This is a genomic window from Caulobacter sp. NIBR1757 (assembly GCF_027912495.1).
GTDB lineage: Bacteria > Pseudomonadota > Alphaproteobacteria > Caulobacterales > Caulobacteraceae > Caulobacter.
The window spans coordinates 1953148-1974915 of sequence record NZ_CP115463.1 but is presented as its reverse complement, the minus strand read 5'-3'; the positions used below and the strand labels follow the sequence as shown (position 1 = coordinate 1974915).

Below are 21768 nucleotides of genomic sequence, written 5' to 3'. Positions count from 1 at the left end.
TAACGAATGAAACCAGCCTGTTGGAAGGGCGAGGCCCCGCCTAAAGCGTCCAGGTCCCGCTGTCGGCGGTCACGTTGCCGTTGATCTTCAGCTGGTAGTCGAGCTTGCCGTCGCCGTTGACGTCGAGCTTGAGCAGCGTTGTCGCCTGCCCGGGCACCCAGGTCAGGGTCATCTGCCCGGCCTGCTTGCTGAAGGTCGACACCAGAGTGAAGGCTTGGTCGCCCTCGAGCAGGGCGTTGGCGTCGATGCCCGACAGGTCCATCACATCGCCCTGGCTGGTGTAGAAGTCGCGGATGGTGTCGGTCTCACTGACCCCCATCGACTCCTGCAGAACCACGAACCGGTCCGCGCCACTGCCGCCGCGGAGGGTGTCGTTGCCGGTTCCGCCGGTGATGACATCGGCGCCGTTGCCGGCCTGGATGATGTCGCCGCCGGCCCCGCCCAGAATGATGTCGTCGCCGTTGAAGCCGTCGAGGGTATCGACCCCGCCGCCGCCTTCCAGCCGGTTGTTGTAGTTGTTGCCGGCGATCTGGTTGTTCAGGTCGTTGCCGAACCCGTCGATATTCTTCGTCGTAACAAGCTTCAGGTTCTCGACATTGTCCGACAGGGTGAAGCTGACCGAGGCCTCGACCGTATCGGTCCCCTCCCCGGCCAGTTCCTCGATCGTATCGCCGGCGCCGACCTTGTAGACGTCGCTGCCGACGCCGCCGCGCAGGATGTCGGCCCCCTCGCCGCCGTCGAGGGTGTCGTTGCCCGCGCCGCCGACCAGGGTGTCGATCCCCGCCCCGCCGAACAGCTGGTCGGCCCCGTCGCCGCCGTTGAGGGTGTCGTCGCCGGCCAGGCCGTTGACGACGTCGTTGCCGCCCAGGGCGTTGATGATCTCGCCGACCGCCGTGCCGTTGATGATCTCGCTGCGGGCGTTGCCGTTGATGGTCGGCGGCGGCGGAGGGGTCGGAATTTCAAAGACCGGGCCTGGGTTGCTGTCGCCAGCCGCCACGGCGTTGGTGAGGCGCTCCGCGGTCGTCCCGTCGAAGGCGTAGAGTTCGAAACCGTTGACGCCGTCGCTGGCCAGGAATGTCAGGCGGCCGGACACCACCTCAAGCTCGGGTTCCGAATAGGCGTCGCCGAGACTCAGATTGGCCGCTTGGACCGTTCCGGCCGCCGTGCCGTCGGTGCGCCACAGCTCGTAGTGATCCCCGACATCGGCGATGAAATAGACCAGACCCTGGAAGAGGGTGAAGTCGTGGGGATAGCTCCCGGTGACCCCGGGTCTCACCTCGATCATGGTCGCGCCGTTCGCGTCCGCCACCCACAGCTCATAGTCGTCGCCGACCTGGGCGCCGGTGAAGATCACCCGGTTGCCGAGCGAGATCATCTGGCTGGCGATCGCCGAACCGAGCGCAGCGATCTGCCGTGACCCGGCGACGGTTCCATCGGTCGCCCAGAGGGCCATCCCCCCTTGTTCAAGTCGCGTGATGTAGAGCATGTCGCCGTCCAGCGTAGCCGGGGCGTCATAGGACGGGGTCCAGACCAGCCGGTCCTGAACCAGCCGCACGGTGCCATCAGGCGTCCCGTCGGTGCTCCACAGGTCGTAGGTGTTACCCATTGAGGTGCGACTGCTGAAGAACAGTCGACCGTCGTGGAAATGGTAGACGTTCTCGAAGGCTCCGCTGAAGTTCAGGGCGACCGTGCCGGCCACCGTGCCGTCGCTGGAGAACAGCTGCTGGCTGCCGGACATGCCGGTGACTTCCTGCAGGAACAGGAGGCGTCCGTTCAGGGTCTGGGCATGGCCATAGTCGAGATCGCCAAAGCCGGTGTGAGCCCTCTCGACCCCCAGAATGCGGGTCGTCGCCAGGTCTCTGTAGGCGTCGAGAAGCTGGACTGTCCCTGCCGAGGTTCCGTCCGTCACCCAGAGGTCACCCGCCGTGTCACCGTTGTTGGCGACGAAGAACAGCTTGTCGCCGACGACCGCTAGGTCGCGCGCATTGCTGTAGGCCGCGACGAGCGTCTGGGTCCCCGCCAGCGTGCCGTCAGTGATCTTCAGGACCGCGCTGCCGCCAGACCCTGCGGCGAAGACCCAGGCGTCCCCCACCTGCACAATGTTGTCGAACTGTTGCGGAACGTTGGAGCCCCCCACAGCGCCCAGGTTGACCGCCCCGGCCGTGGTTCCGTCTGACGTCCAGAGCTCGTAGGCGCCGTTGTTCGTGACCCGGATAAAGATGCGATCCTCGAAGGCGCGCACGGCGACAGCGGTCCCGGCTGTATCAAGCAGTTTGACGGTGCCGCTCTCGGTCCCATCGCTGATCCACAGTTGGGCCGTTCCGACCCGCGTGCCGAAGACCACCTGATCGCCGAACGGCAGGATCAGCGACGCCGGAGTCAGCCCGCTCACGGCCCCGGCCCCGATTTCCTTGACGATGTGGGTTCCGGCGACGGTGCCGTCGGACACCCAAAGCTCCATGCCGTGACCCGGCGTGGTGACCTGGAGATAGTACTTCCCGTCGACCTGCAGCCCGTCGTAGCCGTCGGTCGCGCCGGCCAGAATCCTCACCGTCCCGGCGACTGTGCCATCGCTGAACCAGCGCTCGATGGCCCCCGCGACCGTGGTGATCTCGAAGATGGCTCCCCCGTTGATTTCCTCGAACCGATAGCCGATGTCCGTACCCGGCGAGAGGTCGGGATCCGGGTTCGCATCCGTCACGATATGGGTGCCGGCCGCCGTTCCATCGGTCTGCCAAAGCTCGACCCCGGTCGCATCAGTCGTGGCCGAGAAGAACAGCGTGGCGCCGACGACCCGGAAGTTGGAATACTCCCCGTCGCGTGCGCCCGGCACGCTGTCCATGATCATCCGCGTCCCGGCCGCGGTGCCGTCGGTGACCCACAGTTCACGGCCAAACGTCGCGCTGCCGGCGATGTAGACGTATTTCTCGCCGAACTTCATGAAGTCGCTTGGCAGGTCGTTGCGGTACGGGAAGCTGTATGTCTGCACGTAGCTGGACAGCTGTACCGTTCCGCCGGCCGTGCCGTTGGTCGCCCACAGCTGTTCGGTCCGCCCGTCGCCCTGATCGGAGATGACCCGGAACAGGAACTTGCCGTCGATCTGGCCCAGCGGCACGAACGGCGAGCCGCCGAAGTTGCCGAGCGTCTTGAGCAGCGTGGTGCCGCCGCCCGTTCCGTCGGTAATCCAGATCCCCCAGTTCTGATCCGCAAGCCGGGCGCCGAAGAGGGCCTGGCTGCCGTAGGATTCAATCTCCAGAATCTGCGTCGAGTAGAAGTCCGGGACGATTTCCTTGAGCAAGCCCGTGCCGCCCGGCGTGCCGTCGGTCACCCAGATCTCTTCGCCGTGTACAGCATCCTTGCCGAGAAACACGACCTTGCCGCCAGCCGCGGTGAAGTTCGGATTGTTGAACGAGTTGGCTTGGGTCGCCGTAAGGCGAACGGGGCTGGACCCGTCAGGGTTTGAGACCCAGATCGCGTAGCCCGATCCGTCGTTGCCGATGAAGTAGGTCTTCGACCCGATCGTGGTTTCAGCAGCCCGGAATGTAACCCCGCCGAGGTCGAGCGCCGGAACCTGGTGCGTACCCGCAGCCGTGCCGTCGGTTTCCCACCAACGGAAGTTGCCGCCGTTCACCCCGACCAGGAACTGCAGCTTACCGTCCACTTCACGGGTCTGCACGTAGGACGTCTGGGTGTTCTGATCAAAGCTGGTGGTGACACCGCCGGCGCCCGGATTGATGTCGGCCAGCAGCGTGGTGCCGGCGGCCGTGCCGTCCGACGCCCACATCTCGCGCCCGCTCACCCCATCGGTGGCCAGGAAGACAACATGGTCGCCGACCGTCGCAACATAGGTAATGCCGGCCGCCGCGGCGTTCCCGGGGCGAATCTCCTTCACGAGATGGGTGCCCGAGGCCGTCCCGTCGGTGACGAACAGCTCTCGGCCGAGGTCGGGCGTATTGGCCGTGAAAAACAGCTTGCCGCCAACGGCCTTCATGATGACCGGGTTGGACGATCCGGTCCCCGGGTAGGCGTCGAACAGACGGACCGGAGCGTTCTGGTAGTCGGCGACCCAGAGCTCGCGACCGCCATCGGCGGACGTTGCCAGGAAAACCACCTTGCCATTGACCAGCGTGAACCCGTCAGGGTTGGACCCCACGGTCCCGGGATTGATGTCCGCGAGGAGTCTCGCCCCACTGCCGTCCGCTTCCGCGATCCACAGCTCACGCCCGTTCGCCCCGTTCTCGGCGGCGAAAACAACTTTACCCACGGTGTATTCCCCCCAGATCGGCCGGCTGCGCCAGGCCGCTACGCGAACTGCCGCGGCAACCTAGCCAACCGGAAATGGGGAATGCAAACGCTAACTTATGACGTTTGCGAGACCGTCGTTCGCTCTACGCCTGCACAACCCCACGCCGGATCTGGTCGAGCTCGATGCTTTCAAACAGGGCCTTGAAGTTGCCCTCGCCGAAGCCCTCGTTGCCCTTGCGCTGGATGATCTCGAAGAAGATCGGGCCGATCAGGTTTTCGGTGAAGATCTGCAGCAGGATGCCCTGCCCCTCGGTCGGGGCGCCGTCGACGAGGATCTTGTCGGCCTGCAGCCGCTGCAGGTTCTCGCCGTGGCCGACGACGCGGTCATTGAGCAGCTCGTAGTAGCTGTCGGGCGTGTCCTGGAAGCGGACGCCGCGCTCGCGCAGGGTCTCGACAGTGTGGAAGATGTCGTCGCTGCCGAAGGCCAGGTGCTGGATGCCCTCGCCCTTGTAGTCGCGCAGGAACTCCTCGATCTGGCTCTGGTCGTCCTGGCTCTCGTTCAGCGGGATGCGGATCTTGCCGTCCGGGCTGGTCATGGCCTTGGAGAACAGGCCGGTCACCTTGCCCTCGATGTCGAAGTAGCGGATTTCGCGGAAGTTGAAGACCTGCTCGTAGAAGTCGGCCCACTTCTTCATGTTCCCCCGGAACACGTTGTGGGTCAGGTGGTCGAGGTAGGTCAGGCCGACACTGTTGCCCGCCGCCTTCTCCGCCGCGCCCTCGATGGGAGCGAAGTCGACGTCATAGATGCTCTGCGCGCCATAGCGATCGACCAGATACAGGTTGGTGCCGCCGATGCCCTCGATGGCCGGGATGTTCAGCTCCATCGGCCCGATTTTGCCCGGCGTCGCCGGCTTGGCGCCGCGCTCCAGGGCCAGCTTGTAGGCTACCGCCGCGTCGCGCACGCGGAAGGCCATGGCGTTGGCCGACGGGCCGTGGGCGGCTTGGAAGTCGGCGGCCTGCCCCTGCGGATCCATGTTGAGGATGAAGTTGATGTCGCCCTGGCGGAAATGCAGCACATTCTTGGAGCGATGCTTGCCCACCGCCGTGAAGCCCATCAGCTCCCACAGCTTTTTCAGGGTCTCCGGATCGGGCGAGGTGAACTCGACGAACTCGAACCCGTCGGTGCCGAGCGGGTTGTCGAACAGGTCCTTGGCGGGGGTCGGGGCGTTCATCGTGGGGTGCCTTTCCGATCGGGGATCGCTTCGACAATAGTATCATATGAAACTATCTGCGCAACGCGGCGGACACATCAAACGTCCTGCACGGCGGCAGGTTCGAAATCCCGCTTGGCCTTTGCCTCGCCGGGCTCTAGCACAGGGCCATGCTGCGCAAACTTTACGATTGGGTGATGGGCCTCGCCGGCTCGAAGCACGCCCCTTCCGCCCTCTTCGCCGTCTCGTTTGCGGAGGCTTCCTTCTTCCCCATCCCGCCGGACGTCATGCTGGCCCCGATGGTGCTCAAGCGGCCGGATCGCGCCTGGTTCTACGCCTTAGTCTGCACGGCCGCCTCCGTGCTCGGCGGCATCGCCGGCTACGCCATCGGCTACTATCTGCAGGACCTCGGCCGCTGGCTGCTCTCGCTCGGCGGCCATGGCGGCGACCTCGACAGCTTCCAGTGCTGGGTCAATCAGTACGGAGCCTGGGTCGTGCTTATCAAGGGCCTGACCCCGATCCCGTTCAAGCTGGTCACCATCGCCATGGGCATGGGCAAGCTCAGCCTGCCGATATTCATCCTCACCGCCACCCTCACCCGCGCCGCCCGCTTCTTCCTGGTCGCCGGGGTAGTTAAGATCGCCGGCCCGGCCATGCTGCCGGTCATCGAGAAACGACTGGGCCTGGTGGCGGCGGGCGTGGTCGTCCTCATTGTCGCCGGATTCGTCATCGCCCACTTCCTTGGAAACGGCGCCCCCGCCGTCTGTTAGAAGACCCTCGATGCAAGCGCTCAAACGCCTGATCTCCTTCGTGCTGCGCCACTGGCCCGAGACGGCGTTGCTGTCGGCCCTGCTGATGCTGGCCATCGCCCACGGCTTCGAGGCCTTCCTGGGCCTGATGCCCTGCACGCTCTGCCTCAAGGCGCGGGAGGTCTATTGGGTGGCGGCCGCGGTCGCCGTCGTCGCCATCGTCGTCAGGCGCACGCCCTGGGCCCGCCGCACGGCGCCCTGGTTCGACCTGGCGCTGGGGCTGATCTTCCTGTTCGGCGCCGGGCTCGCCTTCTACCACTCCGGGGTGGAGTGGAAGTGGTGGCCGGGCCCGACGACCTGCTCGGGCGGCGGCGGCGGGGCCGGCTCCTCGGCCGCCGGAGTCAGCGACCTGCTGGCCGGCGGCCATGCCAAGGCGCCCCGCTGCGACGAGGTCCTCTGGTCGTTTCTCGGCCTGTCGATGGCCGGCTGGAACATCGTCGTCTCGCTCAAGCTGGCGGTGTGGAGCTTCATCGCCGCCGCCAACGAACCCCGCACAGGCCTGCTGAAATGAGCGCCAAGCCCATCCCCGCCCGCCCCGGCATGGGGGCCCAGAAAGCGCGTCTGGCCGAGCTCCTGCGGGTCGACCAGGCCGGCGAGCTGGCCGCCGTCCACATCTACCGCGGCCAGCGGGCGGTGCTGGAACGCGCGCCGGGCATGGGCCGCACCGCCGCCCAGCTGGCCGAGATGGAGGGCCACGAACAGGTCCACCTTTCCCGCTTCGATGAGATCCTGACCGAGCGCGGCGTGCGGCCGACCCTGATGTCGCCGGTCTGGCGGGCGGCCGCGTTCGCGCTGGGCGCCGGCACCGCCCTGCTCGGCGAAAAGGCCGCCCACGCCTGCACCGAGGCGGTCGAAACGGTCATCGAGCAGCATTACGCCGGCCAGATCGCCGAACTGGAGACCCGCGAGCCCGCGCTGGCTGCCGAGCTCTCGAAGTTCCGCGACGACGAACTGCACCACCGGGACGTTGCGATCAGCGAAGGGGCGCGCGAGGCCCCGGGCTATCCTCTGCTGTCGGCCGTCATCCGCGCCGGTTGCCGGGCGGCCATCAAGATCAGCGAGAAGATTTAGCGGAACCGCCGGGCCTCGGCGCCGGTTGCCTTTCCAAAGAGAGGTATTCCATGTCCGATCCCGGCCCCGACTTCGAACCGACCCCCGGTCCCGCGCCTGCCTACGATCCCACGCCGCCGGCGACCGATCCCGATCTGCCGACAGAGCCCGCTCCAGCCCCGGCCACGGACCCCACCCCGCCGCCGACTGTTTCCTGAGCGAAGGCGTCAGGCCTGTTCGTCCCTGGGCGCCGCCCCGGCCATGTGCTTCCACACCTGACGCAAGGCCTTCAGCTGCCGCTCCGTGGTTTCGCGCAGGTCGTGCCGTTCGAGCAACGCCAGCCCGACCTTGGTCCCGCGCCGCCAGACCACCTTGGCGTCCCAGGCCACCCCCTCGCGAACCTGCAGCAGGTGCAGCTCGTTGGGGATCAGATGGGGCGAGGAGGTTTCGACCAGCGCCCCGTCGGTGCTGATGTTCCGGATCACACAGTCGATGGTGATGCTGGCTCCGTCGGTGGCGAGCTTGCCGGTCAACAGGGCGCGCTGGCGCTGGGCGCGGCGGCGTTCAACGGGCGGGGAAGCAGGACGGGATGCGGCGGAACTGGACATGACGCCACTCTAGGCGCCGGCCCCTTGCCAACACGTTGATATCCGAACCCCCTTTTCGTGGGCTGAAATAAGCATATTCTGGGGATAACTCAGACGCGTCAGGGGGCGCCGTGCTGTTCAAACCGAAAACAAACCGGGCGGATTTCGAACGCGAGGTTCTCCTCGAGATCGCCTATATGCGCGATCTGCATGGCGACGAGGCCTATCTCGTCGCCACGGAACGGGCCCGGCGGCCGCATCTGGGCGGACCACGCAAACGTGTGATCGAAGAGGCCGCCCGCCGCCTGGCGGCCGAAGACAACGGCCCGGCGACGAACGCCAGGCGCTGAGGCGCCTCGGCGAACGTTGATTTTGCTTAATGTTTCCAACTTGTAATGCCCAAATACCCGAACAGGGTGTACTGCGGCGGGATGCCGCATGCAGGATTTGACTCTGGCGGGACGCGCGTCCTCCACGGCCTCGGGCCCCAGCTCACCGCCACGCCCGACATCCTGCTCCATTCCCTCGATCCCGTGCATGAGGCGGCCTATCTCGTCCGCCTGACAAGCCGCCACTATCTCGAGGCCAGCTTCCTCGATGATCGGGTGCTGGGCGACGACACCCCTGGCCTGTGGGCGCGGCTCGACGAGATCGCCGAGCACACCGCCGCCCTGCCCGAGCGCTGCGACTTCATCTTCCATGTCGGCCACGTCGGCTCGACCCTGCTGTCGCGTCTGCTCGGCGCCGCCCCCGGCATCCACGCCCTGCGCGAGCCCACGGCCCTGCCGCTGCTGGCCCAGATGCACGCCCAGCTGTCCCGTCCCGAAAGCCTGTGGTCGCCCGAGCGCTTCGAGGAGGTGCTCGGCCTCTGCCTGAAGCTATGGTCGCGAACCTACGGCAAGGGCCAGGTCCCCCTGGTCAAGGCGACCAGCTGGGCCAGCGAACTGGCCCCTGCCCTGCTCGCCCGGCCCAGCAAGCCCCGCGCCCTGATGATGACCGCTTCGCCGGAAAGCTGGCTGGCCGGCGTCCTGTCCAGCCAGCATGGCCTGGGCGACGTGCGCGCCTCGGCGGCCATCGCCATGGCCCGCCTGCATCGCCGCCTGGGGGCCGAGCCCTGGCGCCTCCATACCATGAGCCTGGGCGAACGCGCCGCCCTTGTCTGGACTACCGAGATGCTGGCCATGGACACGGCCGCCCGCGCCAATCCCGACCAGGTGCTCGGCATCGATTTCGACATCTTCCTGGCTGACCCGGCCCAGGGCCTGACCAAGGCCCTCAAACACCTCGGCCAGCCCGCCGATTCGACGGTCGTCCAGGCCATCGTCTCCAGCCCGCTGATGAGCCGCTACGCCAAGAATCTCGGCCAGAGCTTCACCGCGGCCACCCGCCGCCAGCTGCAGGCCACCTCACGCGCCAACAACGCCGAGGAGATCAGAAAGGGCGTCGCCTGGATCGACGCCGCCGCCAGCCGCTTCCCCGCCATCGCCCGCTTCCTGGAACCCTGCTACCGCGACGGCGTGCTGGCGCACTAGGATATCAGCTGCTGGCTGCGTCATCGTTCGGCGCAGATCACTCCCACCTATAGTCATCGGCGGTCGCGGCTGCCCGGCTTTCCAAGAGCCGCAGGTTCCCTTCGGCTCGAGGACTTTGCGCCGCTATCGCTCTGTTGAAGTACTGCCGACCGAGTGCGTTATCAGGCTCCACTCCGTAGCCGCCGGACGCGTAAATGATGCCAAGATTATTGAGCACCCGTGGCTGGTTGCAGCGATCAAGCTCTCTTCCCCATCGGACCATTTGCGCAAAGTCTCGCGGGGGAAATCCCTTCCAAGTTCCAGAGTAGGCGCCCATAAGATTCTCCATCGGCGGGCCGAAGCCCTGAGAGGCTGCTCGACTCCACCAATAGATCGCCTGGTCGGCATCCACCGGTCCGCCCCGCCCCTCGTGGAACATATTTCCCAGGTTGAACTGAGCGGACGGGTGGCCGAGGTCGGCAGCCGACTTGTACAAGAGCCTCGCGGCCCCTTCATCACGCCGGCCGTTGATCCCCAATGATAGAACCCTCGCCTCTTCATACATTTGATTGGCTTCCCAATTGCCGTTCGATCGCGCACTGGCGTCGCACAGGTCGCGGGAGACTGGGGCGGACTGCTCTGCTCGGGCATTGACCGCAGGTGGCAAAACCGTCGGATCGACTGCTGTCAGGGCAACCGCATCCGCCGCATCATTCACGGCTTTCTCTGCATCCGACTTGCAAGCAGCCCCGTTCGAGAACAGCGTGCAGGCCGCAATTTCGTCGAGGGTCTTTCCCGTCTGAGCCTGAAAATACAACAAGCCGATAAAGCCGACTAAGAACATGCTGGCGACCACAAGCTTGGTCCGCCCCCTAAGCTCTTTGACGAACGGGACCTTGATGCCGAAGGCCTCAAGGATGATAGCGAATACCGGAGCGAGTGCGACAAGCGTCGCCGCAAGCCACATCACCCCCTGGTACCGCAAGTCCGCCCCCGTCTCCGCCCGTTGCAGAAGGCAAGAGTGAATGCCTCGCAGCTATTGTCAAATCAGACCAGACATTGCCTCGGGCAACAACCTCAAGCCTCAAGCTCGATGTCCCAGTACAGGTAGTCGAGCCAGCTTTCGTGCAGGTGGCCTGGCGGGAACCGTCGCCCACGCTCCTGCAGTTCGTGCATCGATGGCCGTCGCGGCGCCCGGTGCGGGTGCATGTGGGCCTCGCGCGGCGTGCGCCCGCCCTTGGCCAGGTTGCAGGGCGCGCAGGCGGTGACGATGTTCTCCCAGGTCGTCCGTCCGCCCCGCGAGCGCGGCAGCACATGGTCGAACGTCAGGTCCATGGTCGAGGTGCAGTACTGGCAGGTGAAGGCGTCGCGCAGGAACAGGTTGAACCGCGTGAAGGCCGGCGGCCGGTCCTGGCTGACGAACTGTTTCAGGCTGACCACGCTGGGCAGCCGCATCTCGAACGAGGGGCTGCGGATCACCTGGTCGTAGGTCGAGACGACATCGACACGGTCGAGAAACACCGCCTTGATCACGTCCTGCCAGGGCCAGACGGACAGCGGATAATAGCTGAGCGGCCGGTAGTCGGCGTTCAGCACGAGGGCGGGCCAGCCTGACGGCGCGTGGGATGAAATCTCCATCACGCCCGCTCCCGCGGAGTGGAATTCGCAATCGGACTGAAGACCCGCCTGCCTTTCCGTCGCTACGGGAATCGCCTGCATCCCCGATGACCTCTGGAAGATGGCGCCGATAGGCGACGGCTCCAAGACACAGCTGGGAAAGAATGCTTAGGCTGCCTTCAATGCACCGTCGAAGGCGCCAGTCATGACCGAGAACGCGCGGCGAGGCCCTGTCGAGGTCGAATTCGTCTCGGGCCCCGAGCCAGGATACCGCTATCCGCCGGCCATAGGCCGGACCGGCCTCGACCGTCGGCTCGCCGTCATCCAGCACGCAAGCGTCCCCGGCTGCCCGGACATGGTGTTCGACGAAGACCTGTGGCGAGCCCTGGCGGACTTTCTTGCCCGGCAGACCGAGGCCGAGGTTTGCGTCGGTCGCGCGGTCGAGGATCTGGGCCGGGAGGAATGGACGCTGGCCGCCTTCCTTGACGACTGGGAGCGTGAGCTGCCCGAGGTTCGCTATCCGCCGGACCTCCTGCTGGCCCGCGTCCAGGGCGAGCTTAGCCTCTGCATGGTCACCGAGGCCTGGGCCCAAGTCGGTGGTCTCTGGCCCTATGCGGACAGCTGGACCTATTCGCTCTTTTCGGCCACCGACCTTTCGGGCGACCTCCCCGCTTTCCTGCGCGAGCGATCGGCCGGCCGATGGACCGTGTCCGACACGGTCATGCCTTCGCCCACAACAGAAAAGGGCTCCCGAAGGAGCCCAAGGTCTTGATTGGATCGAACTGAATTTCGTGGGCGCTGGCGGCCGGTGAGGGCCGGCCGCCTGCCCGGTCGTTCTAGACGCCGATGAAGGCCGTGGCGCCGGCCAGGATCAGGCCCATGCCGAGGAACAGCACGGAGGCCGAACGGTCGAAGAGGCGCTCGAACGAAGACAGTTTGGAGATTTGCATGACACACACCTTTTGAGTTGTGGGCCGCGAATACCGTGGCCCCCCGTTTGATCCCCTCGTCTCACCCGGGGAGGGGGGCGAAGGGTTCGTCCGATCTGGACAGTGCTCAGATAGAGGGGCATCTAAGCGCTGTCAAGATGATCTTTACGGCGTTCGGATGAAAGTTTATACAGGTTCAATGAGCACCGCCGCTGTTGCCGATACCCGCCCCTATCACCATGGTGACCTGCGCCGCGCGCTGGTCGACGCCGCCATCCGGATTCTGGAGCGCGAGGGGCCGAGCGCCCTCAGCCTGCGGGCCGTGGCCCGTGAGGCCGGGGTCAGCCCGGCGGCGCCCTACCACCATTTCAAGGACAAGGGCGAACTGCTGGAGGCGGTCGCCCACGTCGGCTGGGAAGCGCTCGGCGACGGCATGGCCGCCGTGCAGGGTAAGGTCCCCGATCTCTCCAGCCTGATGACCGAAATCGGCGTGGCCTATGTCCGCTTCTCCCAGGACCACCCGGCGCTCTACCGGGTCATGTACGACACCGCCCGCGACAAGGACTCCCTGCCGGAGGGCATGCAGGACAAGGAAGACGGCGCCTACTGCCTGGTCCGCAATACCTTCCGCGACGCCGCCGGGCCTGATGTGGCCGACGTCGATATCGAACTGGCCACCATCGCCGCCTGGTGCGCCGCCCATGGCCTGGCCGAAATGAGCGGCTTTGCGCAGTTCAATCCGCTGAAGGAAGCCTTCGGCGGCGACGCCGGCTTCCTGCGCGCCGTGCTCAGCCACCTGGGCATGTTCCAGGCGAAGCACGGCAAGGCCGACTGATCTCCAAGGAACGCGCTCCGCGTCCCGCCCGTTAGGCAGGCTCACAACAGCCGCTGAAGGGGCTTTATCGCCATGCTGATTTCCGACGTCATGACCGCCAACCCGCAGGTCGCCAAGCCCTCGGACACCGTCGCCGACATCGCCCGGCGCATGAACGACATCGAGACCGGCGCCATGCCCGTCGTCGAGGACGGCCAGATCAAGGGCATCATCACCGACCGCGACATCGTATTGCGCGTGGTCGGCGAGCAGCGCAGCTTCGACACCAAGGTGTCCGAGGTGATGACCACCGAGGTCCAGACCTGCCGCGAGGACGCCAGCATCGCCGACGTCATCTTCCAGATGCAGGACAAGCAGATCCGCCGCATCCTCATCGTCGACGAAAAGCAGAACCTGACCGGCATCGTCTCCCTCGGCGACGTCGCCCAGGAAGCCTCGGCCCGCAAGGCCGGCGCCATCCTCGAAGAAATCTCCGACGCGCCGGCCAACAACTAGCCGACGCCAAACTTCGAACTCTCCTCCCGCTCGCGGGGGGAGAGTTTAGACGCTACACCCTGCGTGTGGCCCAACCTTTCGTCACCCGCTTCGCCCCCTCGCCCACCGGCTATCTCCACCGGGGCCACGCTTATTCCGCGCTGACCGCCTTCGAAGCCGCCAAGGCCGCCTCCGGCCGCTTCCTTCTGCGTCTCGAGGACATCGACGCCACTCGCTGCCGGCCGGAATACGAAGCCGCCCTCCTCGAGGATATCGCCTGGCTGGGCCTGACCTGGGAAACGCCGGTCCGCCGCCAGTCCGACCATCTCGCCGACTACGACGCCGCCCTGCAGCGCCTGCGGGACGCCGGCCTCGCCTATCGCTGCTTCAAGACCCGCAAGGAGATCGCGGAGGCCGCCCAGTCGGCGCCCCACGGCCTGCCCGTCCCCTACACCAGCGCCCCGCTGCCGGCCGCCGAGGAGGCTGAACGCCTCGCCGCCGGCCAGGCCTTCGCCTGGCGCCTGTCCCTCGCCGCCGCCCGCCAGCATCTGGGGGGCTTCGACATCACCTTCACGGAGTCCGGAGAGACTCGCCCCGCTGACCCCACAGCGGCCGGCGACATCGTCCTCGCCCGCAAGGATGTCGGCGTGGCCTACCATCTCGCCGTCGTCGTCGATGACGCCCTGCAGGGTGTCACCCACGTCATCCGCGGCCGGGACCTCTACGAGGCCACCCCCGTCCAGCGCCTCCTGCAGACCCTCCTCGCCCTCCCCGCTCCGACCTACCGGCACCATCCCCTGCTGGTCGGACCCGACGGCAGGCGCTACGCCAAGCGTGATCACGCTCAGACCCTTCGGGAGATTCGCGGATCCGGCGTCACCGCCGAGGACCTGCGCCGGGAGCTGGGATTTACGTGAACAACAGAGCGCTCCCCCTCATCGCCCTGCTGCTCGGCGCCTGCGCCATCGGCTTTGCGCCCATCTTCGTGCGCCTGACCGAGACCGGCCCCGCTGCCGGCGGCTTCTGGCGCCTGGCGCTGGCCCTGCCGATGCTGGCGCCCTTCGTGTTCCGGAAGGGTGAGCCCAGCCCCGGCCTGCCCTCCCTGCCCCTGGTCTTCGCCGGGGTCTTCTTCGCCGCCGACCTGGCCTTCTGGCACTACGGCATCGGCATGACCTCGGTGGCCAACGCCACGGTGCTGGCCAACCTGACCCCCATCGTCGTCACCATCGTGGGCTTCCTGGTCTTCAAGGAGCGGGTCGGACCCATCTTCCTGGCCGGCATGGCGCTCGGGCTGCTCGGGGCCTGGACCATGGCCGAGGGTCGCGGCGCCGTCGCCCCCGGAAGCAACCCGCCGCTCGGCGACATTCTCTCGGCCGCCACCGCCCTCTGGTACGCCGCCTACTTCCTGTGCGTCCGCCAGGCCCGGGTCCGCTTCGGGACCATGGCGGTGATGTTCTGGTCCAGCCTGGTCGGGGCCATCGGCCTGGCCGTCATCATGCTGGCGCTGGGCGAGGACATCCTCCCCGCCAGCCTCGCCGGCTGGGGCGCCTGCCTGGGCCTCGCCATCGTCCACGTCACCGGCCAGGGCGCCATCGCCTGGGCGCTGGGCCGCCTGCCGACCGCCACCGCCAGCGTCGTCGTCCTGGTCCAGCCGGCCGTCGCCGCCCTGCTCGGCTGGCTGATCTTCACCGAAGCCATGACCCCGCTGCAGGGCCTCGGCGCCCTCACCGCCCTGGCTGGGGTGGCGCTGGCGCAGTGGGCGGCGGCGCGCGACCAGGCGCGATCCGATCTGGCGCGTAACAACCCCCTGACGTAACCTGCACCCCTCAACTTGGGGGCTTCCATGTCGCAAAACCTGATGTCCTGGGCTGACTTTCAGGGCGGGCCATTGATCCGCTTGATCTCCTACATGGACCCGGACGTCTGTCTGGCGCGCCACACCGACCCGCCGCCGCCGGAGGTTCCGCCCGGCTACAGCCAGCCCCATCCGCTGTCCGATACCGCCGCCGTCCGTCGCCGCTCGCTGGGTGACGCCGGCAACAGCCAGGTGCTTCGCGTCTCGCCCAACGGCGAAGGAACCTTCAACCTGATCTGCGGCGCCAACGACCAGCTGGGCCTGTTCTTCTGGCAGGACGGCCAGGTGCTGATGTACGACAACCTCGCCGGCTGGATCGAGGAAACCGATCTGCTGTTCTCCATCGACTGGGTCAAGGGCGGCCCGCCCTGGTTCGCCCTCAACAACTCCAGCCACTCCCAGGTCGCGGATATCAGTGGCGGAGACACCACCCAGGACAACGACATTCTCTCGTGGAGCTGGAACGGGGGCGCGAACCAGATCTGGCGGGCGGAGCTTTTCAGCGGCTGAGCGGCAGAGCCCGCGACATTCGCGCGGCGGGGCGTGGAGCTAGCCCCGAGACCAATAGGTGTAGGCGAACGCGGTGGCGAACCCGAACCGCTCATAAAGCGCGATGGCCGGTGCGTTGGGCGCCTCGACCTGCAGATAGGCCCTGGAGGCCCCCGCCGCGCGCGCACCCTTCATCAAGGCCGCGACGATATCCTGCGCCAGCCCCTGCCGCCGATAAGCCGCCAGCGTCCGCATCCCGAACACCCCGGCCCAGTCGCCCTCGACCGCCGAGCCGCCGATGGCCACCGGCGCCCCGTCGACCTCGATACTGGCGAACACCCGCGGCCGCGCGATCCGGTGGAAGGCCCCCATCCGCTCGGCGGCGTCCTCCGGGTTATCCTGCGTGCCCAGGAACACCCGCTCGAAGGCCTCCCCGACCGTATCGGCCACCGACACCCGGCCGGGCCGCGTCACCTGCGGAATATCGGCGACCATCATCAGGGTCGGCGTCCGCGCCCGATAGCCGCGCGCCGCCAGCTCGGCCTCCAGGGCCGGCAGCGGCCCGGCCGGCTTGAACACCGGCGGCAAGCCGCGCGCCGCATACCAGGCCTCGACCGCCGCCACCGCCTCGCCCAGCGGCAAGGGCGGCTCGCCCAGGGGCCAGCAGGCGTTCAATCGTCCCGACCAGCCGGTCGAGGCATTCAGGATCCACGACCCCAGGCTCGACCGCTCGGCCGCCGGCCAGGCCCGGTCGGCGATCCGCTCCAGCGCCTCGATGGCCTCAGCGTCCACTACGGCTCCTGCAGCAGCGAGCGCACCAGCTCCATGGCCTCGGGCCCGCTCCAGTCGGCCTCGCCCGAGACCCGCGCCCGCTCGACGCCCTTCTTGTCGTAGATCACCGTCGTCGGCATGCCCTGGGCCGGCGGGTCGAGCAGGAAAGGCATCGAGCCCGAAGCGTCGCGGTAGTAAGCCAGCGGCCGGTTCTTGGCCATGAAGGCCCGCGCCTGCATGTCCTTGTCGTCCTTGTCGATGCTGATCGCCACGATCGCCACCGGCTGGCCGTCATAGGTCGCCGCCAGCCGCGAGAAGGTCGGCATCTCCAGCAGGCAGGGGGCGCACCAGGTGGCCCAGAAGTTGACGATGGTCACCTTGCCCTTGAACGAGGCGATGGTGACCTCCTTGCCGTCCGCGTCCTTGAACGCCACCGTCGGCGCCGGCTTTGGCGCCTTGGTGATTTCCATCTTCACCAGCTTGCCGCGCTTCAAGGTTTCGAGCTGCGCGGGCCCATTGGGGACTATGACCGCGCTCAGGATGACATATAGAACCGCCAGCACGCCCACCAGGACGGCAACCGTTATCGCCCACCGGATCACATCGGGCCGCCGACCGGCCTTGGACACTTCGCTCATATGACCGACGACTCCTCGAAGAACACCTCAGCCGGCCAGGCCATGTGGGGCGGGCGTTTCAGCGCCAAGCCGGCGGACCTGATGCAAGCCATCAACGTCTCCATCGGCTTCGACCGCCGCCTCGCCAGCCAGGACCTGGCCGGCTCGAAAGCCCACGCCGCCATGCTGGCCGCCGTGGGGGCGATATCTAGCGAGGATGAGGCGCAAATCCAGCACGGTCTTTCGACCATCGAGGCGGAGATGGCCGCCGGGACCTTCCCGTTCCGCGACGAATACGAAGACATCCACATGAATGTGGAGGCCCGGCTGGCCGAACTGATCGGCGAGCCCTCCGGCCGCCTGCACACCGCCCGCAGCCGCAACGACCAGGTCGCCCTCGACTTCCGCCTCTGGGTCCGCGAAGCCTGCGACCGCACCGAACTACAGCTGAAGGCCCTGCAACGCGCCCTGATCGCCAAGGCCGAGGCCCATGCCGACACCCTGATGCCGGGCTTCACCCACCTGCAGCCGGCGCAACCGGTGACCTTCGGCCACCATCTGATGGCCTATGTGGAGATGTTCGGCCGCGACGCCGCCCGCTTCGCCGACGCCCGCACGCGGATGAACGAAAGCCCGCTCGGCGCCGCCGCCCTGGCCGGTTCGCCCTTCCCCATCGACCGCCACCAGACCGCCGCCGCCCTCGGTTTCGACCGCCCGACCGCCAACAGCCTCGACTCGGTGGCCAGCCGCGACTTCGCCCTGGAAGCCCTCGCCGCCGCCTCGATCGCCGCCACCCACCTCTCGCGGCTGGCCGAAGAGATTGTCCTGTGGATGACCCCGCAGTTCGGCTTCATCAAGCTGTCGGACGCCTTCACCACCGGCAGCTCGATCATGCCGCAGAAGAAGAACCCCGACGCCGCCGAACTGGCGCGGGCCAAGGTCGGCCGCGTGCTGGCCGGCTTCACCAGCCTGACGGTCGTGATGAAGGGCCTGCCGCTGACCTATTCGAAGGACATGCAGGAGGACAAGGTCCCCACCTTCGAGGCCTTCGACAGCCTCGAACTGGCCCTGCTGGCCATGGCCGGCATGGTCGCCGACCTCGAACCCAACCGCGAAAAGATGGCCGCCGCCGCCGGCTCCGGCTACTCGACCGCCACCGATCTCGCCGACTGGCTGGTCCGCGAGCTGGGCCTGCCCTTCCGCCAGGCCCACCATCTGACCGGCGCCGCCGTCAAACGGGCCGAGCAGCTGGGCGTCGACCTGCCCGAACTTTCGCTTGTTGAGTTGAAGGCGCTGGACCCGCGCATCACCGACGGCGTTTACTCCGTGCTGACCCCCGCCGCCTCCGCCGCCAGCCGGCAGAGCTACGGCGGAACCGCTCCCGATCAGGTGCGCAACCAGATCGCCCGCTGGAAAGAGATCCTGTCATGAAACTCCGCACCGCGATCCTCGCCGCCGCCCTGCTGGCCGCGCCCCTCCTCACCGCCTGCGGCAAGACCGGCGACCTCGAACGCCCCGGCCCGATGTGGGGCCCCGACGAGCGCTCGCCCGAGGTCCGCGCCAAGGAGGAGCAGGCCCGCCGCGAAGCCTCGCAAAGGGCCAACAAGCCGGCCAAGCCCGGCAGCGACCAGGAAGTCCGCGACCCGGCCTCCAGCACCGCCAACATCCGCCAGCAGCCGATCGCCGGCACGAACGACCCTTTCGGCAAGCCTCCCCAATAGATGAACCACTTCGAGACCCGCTCCGGCGACCTCTACTGTGAAGACGTCTCCCTCGCCGCCATCGCCGCGGCGGTGGGCACGCCGGTCTATGTCTACAGCCAGGCCACCCTGGAACGGCACTTCCACGTCTTCCGCGAAGCCTTGCGCAGCCACGCCAACCTCGGCGAGCCGCTGATCGCCTATGCGGTCAAGGCCAACGGCAACGTCTCGGTCCTGCGGGTCCTCGGCGCCCTCGGCGCCGGCGCCGATACCGTCTCCGAGGGCGAAGTCCGCCGCGCCCTCGCCGCCGGCATCCCCGCCTCCCGCATCGTCTTCAGCGGCGTCGGCAAACGCCCGCAGGAGATCGAGTTCGCCCTCCGCGCCGGCGTCGCCGAGATCAACGTCGAGTCCGAGCCCGAGCTCGACCTCATTGCCGCCATCGCCGAACGCCTGACCCTGCAGGCCCCCGTCGTCTTCCGGGTCAATCCGGACGTCGAGGCCGGCGGCCATGCCAAGATCGCCACCGGCAAGGCCGAGAACAAGTTCGGCGTCTCCTTTACCGAAGCCCGTAGGCTCTATGCCAAGGCGGCCGACCACCCGCACCTCAATCCCCTCGGCGTCGCCTGCCACATCGGCAGCCAGATCATCGACCTGACCCCCTTCGAACAGGCCTTCAGCAAGATGCGCGGCCTGGTCGAGACCCTCCGCGCCGAGGGCCACAGCGTCGAGCGCCTCGACCTCGGCGGCGGCCTCGGCGTGCCCTACTTCAACATGCCCGAGCCCCCCTCGCCGGCCGACTACGCCGCCATGATCGCCAGGGTGATCGGCGACCTGGACGTCCAGCTGGCCTTTGAGCCCGGTCGCATGATCGCCGCCAACGCCGGCGTCCTGGTCGCCCAGGTGCTGCACCGCCACGAGCGCCCGGAGGGCCGCAAGTTCCTGGTCCTCGACGCGGCCATGAACGACCTGCTGCGCCCGGCCATGTACGACGCCTTCCACGACATCCGCCCGATCGCCGCCACCAACGCCGAGCCTGAACCCTTCGACGTCGTCGGCCCGGTCTGCGAGACCGGCGACACCTTCACCCGCGACCGGGTGATGCCCTCGCTCGACAGCGGCGACCTCGTCGCCTTCATGAGCGCCGGCGCCTACGGCGCGGCCATGGCCAGCGAGTATAACAGCCGCCCGCTGGTCCCCGAGGTGCTGGTCCACGGCGACAGGTTCGCGGTCATCCGCCGCCGCCCCACCTACGAGGAAATGCTGGCCGACGAGGCCCCGGCCGACTGGCTGTGATCGACCTCCCCGACATCGTCCGCCGCCGCGCCGAGCAGCAGGGCGATCCGGGGAAGGCCTGGCTGAAAACCCTCGACATCACCGTCACCGACCTCGCCAAGGCCTGGTCGCTGACCCTCGGCCCGGTCATGTCCGGCGGCACCGAAGCCCTGGTCCTGGAGGTGACCCAGGCCACCGGCGCCACCGCGGTCCTGAAACTGCCCTACCCCGGCTCCGACCCCACCGACCGCGAACGCCGCGTCTTCCAGGCCGCCGCCGGCCGAGGCTACGCCACCCTCATCGCCCACGACCCCGCTAGCCGCGCCATGCTGCTCGAACGCCTCGGCCCCATGCTCGACAGCCTCGGCCTTTCCCTCGACGACCAGATGGCCGCCATCTGCCAGACCCTCCGCCTGGCCTGGACCGCGCCTCTGCCCGCCGAACCGATGATGACCGGCCCCGAAAAGGCCGCCGACCTCGCCGCCTTCATCGAAACCACCTGGGAAGCCCTCGGTCGCCCCTGCCCCGAGCCGGTCATCGCCAGGGCGCTCACCTTCGCGCAAACCCGCGCCGCAGCCCATGACCCGGCAACCTGCGTCCTTGCCCACGGCGACGCCCACGGCTGGAACACCCTGGCCGACCCCGCCAACCCGGGCTCCTACAGGTTCGTCGACCCCGACGGCCTGATCATCGAGCCGGCCTACGACCTGGCCATCCCCATGCGCGAATGGTCTGACGACCTCCTCGCCGGCGATCCGCTGCAACGCGGCCGCGCCCGCTGCCGCCGGCTGGCCGCGCTGACCGGCCTCAATGAAGAGCCGATCTGGCAGTGGGGCTACATAGAGCGCGTCTCGACCGGCCTGGCCTGCCTGCAGCTGGGCCTGCCGGAGGGCCCCGGCATGCTGGCGGTTGCGGAGGCCTGGACCTAGCTCAGTCCCACCAAGGGTATTGGGGCGGCATATCCCGCGAGACCTTGCCCGGGAAATCCGGCTTGCGCTTCTCGAGGAAGGCCGCCACCCCCTCCTTCACATCGGGGCTCGCCCCCATCGCCATGTTGGCCGGCCCATCGACCGCCAGCACCTTGAACAGGTCCGGCTCCCCGGCCGAGCGCCAGAGCAGCTGCCGCACCATGGCGATCGACACCGGCGAGGTCTCTTCGGCGATCTCCCGCGCCATCTCCTGGGCCCGCGCCAGCAGGTCCTCGGGCGCGGTCACCTCACTGACCAGCCCGCCGCGCAGAGCCTCCTGCGCATCGAACACATCGGCCCGGTAGCACCACCGCAACGCCTGCGGCAGCCCCACCAGCCTTGGCAGGAACCAGGCCGACCCGGCCTCCGGCGCCAGCCCCCGCCGCGCGAACACGAACCCGAACTTGGCCTTCTCCGAGGCAATGCGGATGTCCATCGGCAGGGTCATGGTCACCCCCACCCCGACCGCCCCGCCGTTGATCGCCGCGATCGACGGCTTGCGGCAGGCGAAGATGGCTCCGACGAATCCACCCTTCGGCCCCGGCGCCTTGCGCGCGCCGAACAGCTTGTCGCCATCCCCGCCGAAACTGTCCGACCCCGACCCCATGTCCGCCCCGGCGCAGAAATGCCGCCCCGCGCCGGTCACCACCACCACCCGCACCGCATCATCCTCATCCGCCGCCACGAAGGCATCCGCCAGGTCGATGCCCATCTGGGCCGTGTAGGCGTTCAGCTGCTCGGGCCGGTTCAGGGTCAGGGTCAACACCCCGTCCTTCAGCTCGGTGAGAAGGGTTTCATAGGCCATGGCGCGCTCCCGTCGGCCTCTGC

At 67.7% G+C, this 21768-nt stretch carries 23 protein-coding genes; 15 read left to right on the top strand and 8 right to left on the bottom strand.

The genetic code is table 11. The annotated features are described in order from the left end of the window. Window positions 1-40 precede the first annotated feature (40 nt). Together O5I81_RS09685 and hppD are read right to left on the bottom strand one after the other, a co-directional pair. Window positions 41-4264, bottom strand: coding sequence for a M10 family metallopeptidase C-terminal domain-containing protein (locus O5I81_RS09685; RefSeq protein WP_271068739.1), 4224 nt, complete (start codon window positions 4262-4264; stop codon window positions 41-43). 124 nt (window positions 4265-4388) lie between these two features. Then, window positions 4389-5477 carry a 4-hydroxyphenylpyruvate dioxygenase gene (gene hppD, locus O5I81_RS09680; protein ID WP_271068738.1) on the bottom strand — a complete coding sequence of 363 codons (1089 nt, stop codon included), beginning with the start codon at window positions 5475-5477 and terminating at the stop codon, window positions 4389-4391. A 149-nt stretch (window positions 5478-5626) separates the two neighbouring features. Here hppD and O5I81_RS09675 point away from each other — a divergent pair, with 149 nt between their 5' ends. Genes O5I81_RS09675 through O5I81_RS09665 form a run of 3 tightly spaced genes read left to right on the top strand, consistent with a single transcriptional unit; the run spans window position 5627 to window position 7336 of the window. Continuing rightward, the gene (locus tag O5I81_RS09675) at window positions 5627-6226 is read left to right on the top strand and encodes a YqaA family protein (RefSeq protein WP_271068737.1); all 600 of its coding nucleotides are present in this window, start codon (window positions 5627-5629) and stop codon (window positions 6224-6226) included. 10 nt (window positions 6227-6236) lie between these two features. Continuing rightward, window positions 6237-6776: a disulfide bond formation protein B gene (locus O5I81_RS09670; RefSeq protein WP_271068736.1), complete on the top strand. Its 540-nt coding sequence runs from the start codon at window positions 6237-6239 to the stop codon at window positions 6774-6776. Further along, window positions 6773-7336, top strand: a complete 564-nt coding sequence (locus tag O5I81_RS09665) for a demethoxyubiquinone hydroxylase family protein (RefSeq protein WP_271068735.1) — start codon at window positions 6773-6775, stop codon at window positions 7334-7336. Before O5I81_RS09670 ends, O5I81_RS09665 begins: the two co-directional genes overlap by 4 nt. A gap of 206 nt (window positions 7337-7542) precedes the next feature. On the opposite strand, the gene O5I81_RS09660 is transcribed toward O5I81_RS09665, so the two are convergent. Next, window positions 7543-7923, bottom strand: coding sequence for a PilZ domain-containing protein (locus O5I81_RS09660; protein ID WP_271068734.1), 381 nt, complete (start codon window positions 7921-7923; stop codon window positions 7543-7545). 110 nt (window positions 7924-8033) lie between these two features. On the opposite strand from O5I81_RS09660, the gene O5I81_RS09655 reads away from it, so the two are divergent. Both O5I81_RS09655 and O5I81_RS09650 read left to right on the top strand, forming a co-directional pair. Continuing rightward, the gene (locus O5I81_RS09655; protein ID WP_271068733.1) at window positions 8034-8252 is read left to right on the top strand and encodes a hypothetical protein; all 219 of its coding nucleotides are present in this window, start codon (window positions 8034-8036) and stop codon (window positions 8250-8252) included. An 81-nt stretch (window positions 8253-8333) separates the two neighbouring features. After that, window positions 8334-9434, top strand: a complete 1101-nt coding sequence (locus tag O5I81_RS09650) for a hypothetical protein (protein WP_271068732.1) — start codon at window positions 8334-8336, stop codon at window positions 9432-9434. Window positions 9435-9471: 37 nt separating this feature from the next. Here O5I81_RS09650 and O5I81_RS09645 read toward each other — a convergent pair whose 3' ends face one another. After that, the gene (locus tag O5I81_RS09645; RefSeq protein ID WP_271068731.1) at window positions 9472-10398 is read right to left on the bottom strand and encodes a tetratricopeptide repeat protein; all 927 of its coding nucleotides are present in this window, start codon (window positions 10396-10398) and stop codon (window positions 9472-9474) included. Window positions 10399-10490: 92 nt separating this feature from the next. After that, window positions 10491-11054, bottom strand: coding sequence for an HNH endonuclease (locus O5I81_RS09640; protein WP_271068730.1), 564 nt, complete (start codon window positions 11052-11054; stop codon window positions 10491-10493). Window positions 11055-11235: 181 nt separating this feature from the next. On the opposite strand from O5I81_RS09640, the gene O5I81_RS09635 reads away from it, so the two are divergent. The 6 genes from O5I81_RS09635 to O5I81_RS09610 all read left to right on the top strand — a co-directional run bounded on the left by O5I81_RS09635 (window position 11236) and on the right by O5I81_RS09610 (window position 15633). Further along, window positions 11236-11802: a hypothetical protein gene (locus O5I81_RS09635; protein ID WP_271068729.1), complete on the top strand. Its 567-nt coding sequence runs from the start codon at window positions 11236-11238 to the stop codon at window positions 11800-11802. Window positions 11803-12158: 356 nt separating this feature from the next. Next, entirely contained in the window at window positions 12159-12794 is a 636-nt protein-coding gene (locus O5I81_RS09630; RefSeq protein ID WP_271068728.1) for a TetR/AcrR family transcriptional regulator, read from the top strand. Window positions 12795-12866: 72 nt separating this feature from the next. After that, on the top strand, window positions 12867-13289 hold the full coding sequence (locus O5I81_RS09625) for a CBS domain-containing protein (protein WP_271068727.1): 423 nt from the start codon (window positions 12867-12869) through the stop codon (window positions 13287-13289). A 65-nt stretch (window positions 13290-13354) separates the two neighbouring features. Then, entirely contained in the window at window positions 13355-14185 is an 831-nt protein-coding gene (gene gluQRS, locus O5I81_RS09620; RefSeq protein ID WP_271068726.1) for a tRNA glutamyl-Q(34) synthetase GluQRS, read from the top strand. Beyond that, window positions 14182-15084, top strand: a complete 903-nt coding sequence (locus O5I81_RS09615) for an EamA family transporter (protein ID WP_271068725.1) — start codon at window positions 14182-14184, stop codon at window positions 15082-15084. Before gluQRS ends, O5I81_RS09615 begins: the two co-directional genes overlap by 4 nt. A gap of 72 nt (window positions 15085-15156) precedes the next feature. After that, the gene (locus tag O5I81_RS09610) at window positions 15157-15633 is read left to right on the top strand and encodes a hypothetical protein (protein ID WP_271068724.1); all 477 of its coding nucleotides are present in this window, start codon (window positions 15157-15159) and stop codon (window positions 15631-15633) included. 39 nt (window positions 15634-15672) lie between these two features. Here O5I81_RS09610 and O5I81_RS09605 read toward each other — a convergent pair whose 3' ends face one another. Both O5I81_RS09605 and O5I81_RS09600 read right to left on the bottom strand, forming a co-directional pair. Next, a complete protein-coding gene (locus tag O5I81_RS09605) occupies window positions 15673-16404 on the bottom strand; it encodes a GNAT family N-acetyltransferase (RefSeq protein ID WP_271068723.1) in 732 nt (243 codons plus the stop codon). Continuing rightward, window positions 16404-17021 (bottom strand): TlpA disulfide reductase family protein, encoded by a 618-nt coding sequence (locus O5I81_RS09600; protein ID WP_271068722.1) that lies wholly within the window; start codon window positions 17019-17021, stop codon window positions 16404-16406. The genes O5I81_RS09605 and O5I81_RS09600 overlap by 1 nt, the downstream gene beginning before the upstream one ends. Here O5I81_RS09600 and argH point away from each other — a divergent pair, their 5' ends adjacent. The 4 genes from argH to O5I81_RS09580 are packed head-to-tail and all read left to right on the top strand — an operon-like array spanning window position 17022 to window position 20901. Further along, window positions 17022-18431, top strand: coding sequence for an argininosuccinate lyase (argH, locus tag O5I81_RS09595; RefSeq protein ID WP_271068721.1), 1410 nt, complete (start codon window positions 17022-17024; stop codon window positions 18429-18431). It begins immediately after the preceding gene. Next, window positions 18428-18721 carry a hypothetical protein gene (locus tag O5I81_RS09590; protein WP_271068720.1) on the top strand — a complete coding sequence of 98 codons (294 nt, stop codon included), beginning with the start codon at window positions 18428-18430 and terminating at the stop codon, window positions 18719-18721. Before argH ends, O5I81_RS09590 begins: the two co-directional genes overlap by 4 nt. Beyond that, entirely contained in the window at window positions 18722-19993 is a 1272-nt protein-coding gene (gene lysA / locus O5I81_RS09585; protein WP_271068719.1) for a diaminopimelate decarboxylase, read from the top strand. Beyond that, the gene (locus O5I81_RS09580; protein WP_271068718.1) at window positions 19990-20901 is read left to right on the top strand and encodes an aminoglycoside phosphotransferase family protein; all 912 of its coding nucleotides are present in this window, start codon (window positions 19990-19992) and stop codon (window positions 20899-20901) included. The genes lysA and O5I81_RS09580 overlap by 4 nt, the downstream gene beginning before the upstream one ends. A gap of 1 nt (window position 20902) precedes the next feature. Here the strand turns inward: O5I81_RS09580 and O5I81_RS09575 are convergent, their stop codons facing one another. Beyond that, complete coding sequence (locus O5I81_RS09575; protein ID WP_271068717.1) at window positions 20903-21745, bottom strand: enoyl-CoA hydratase-related protein; 843 nt, start codon at window positions 21743-21745, stop codon at window positions 20903-20905. Window positions 21746-21768 lie beyond the last annotated feature (23 nt).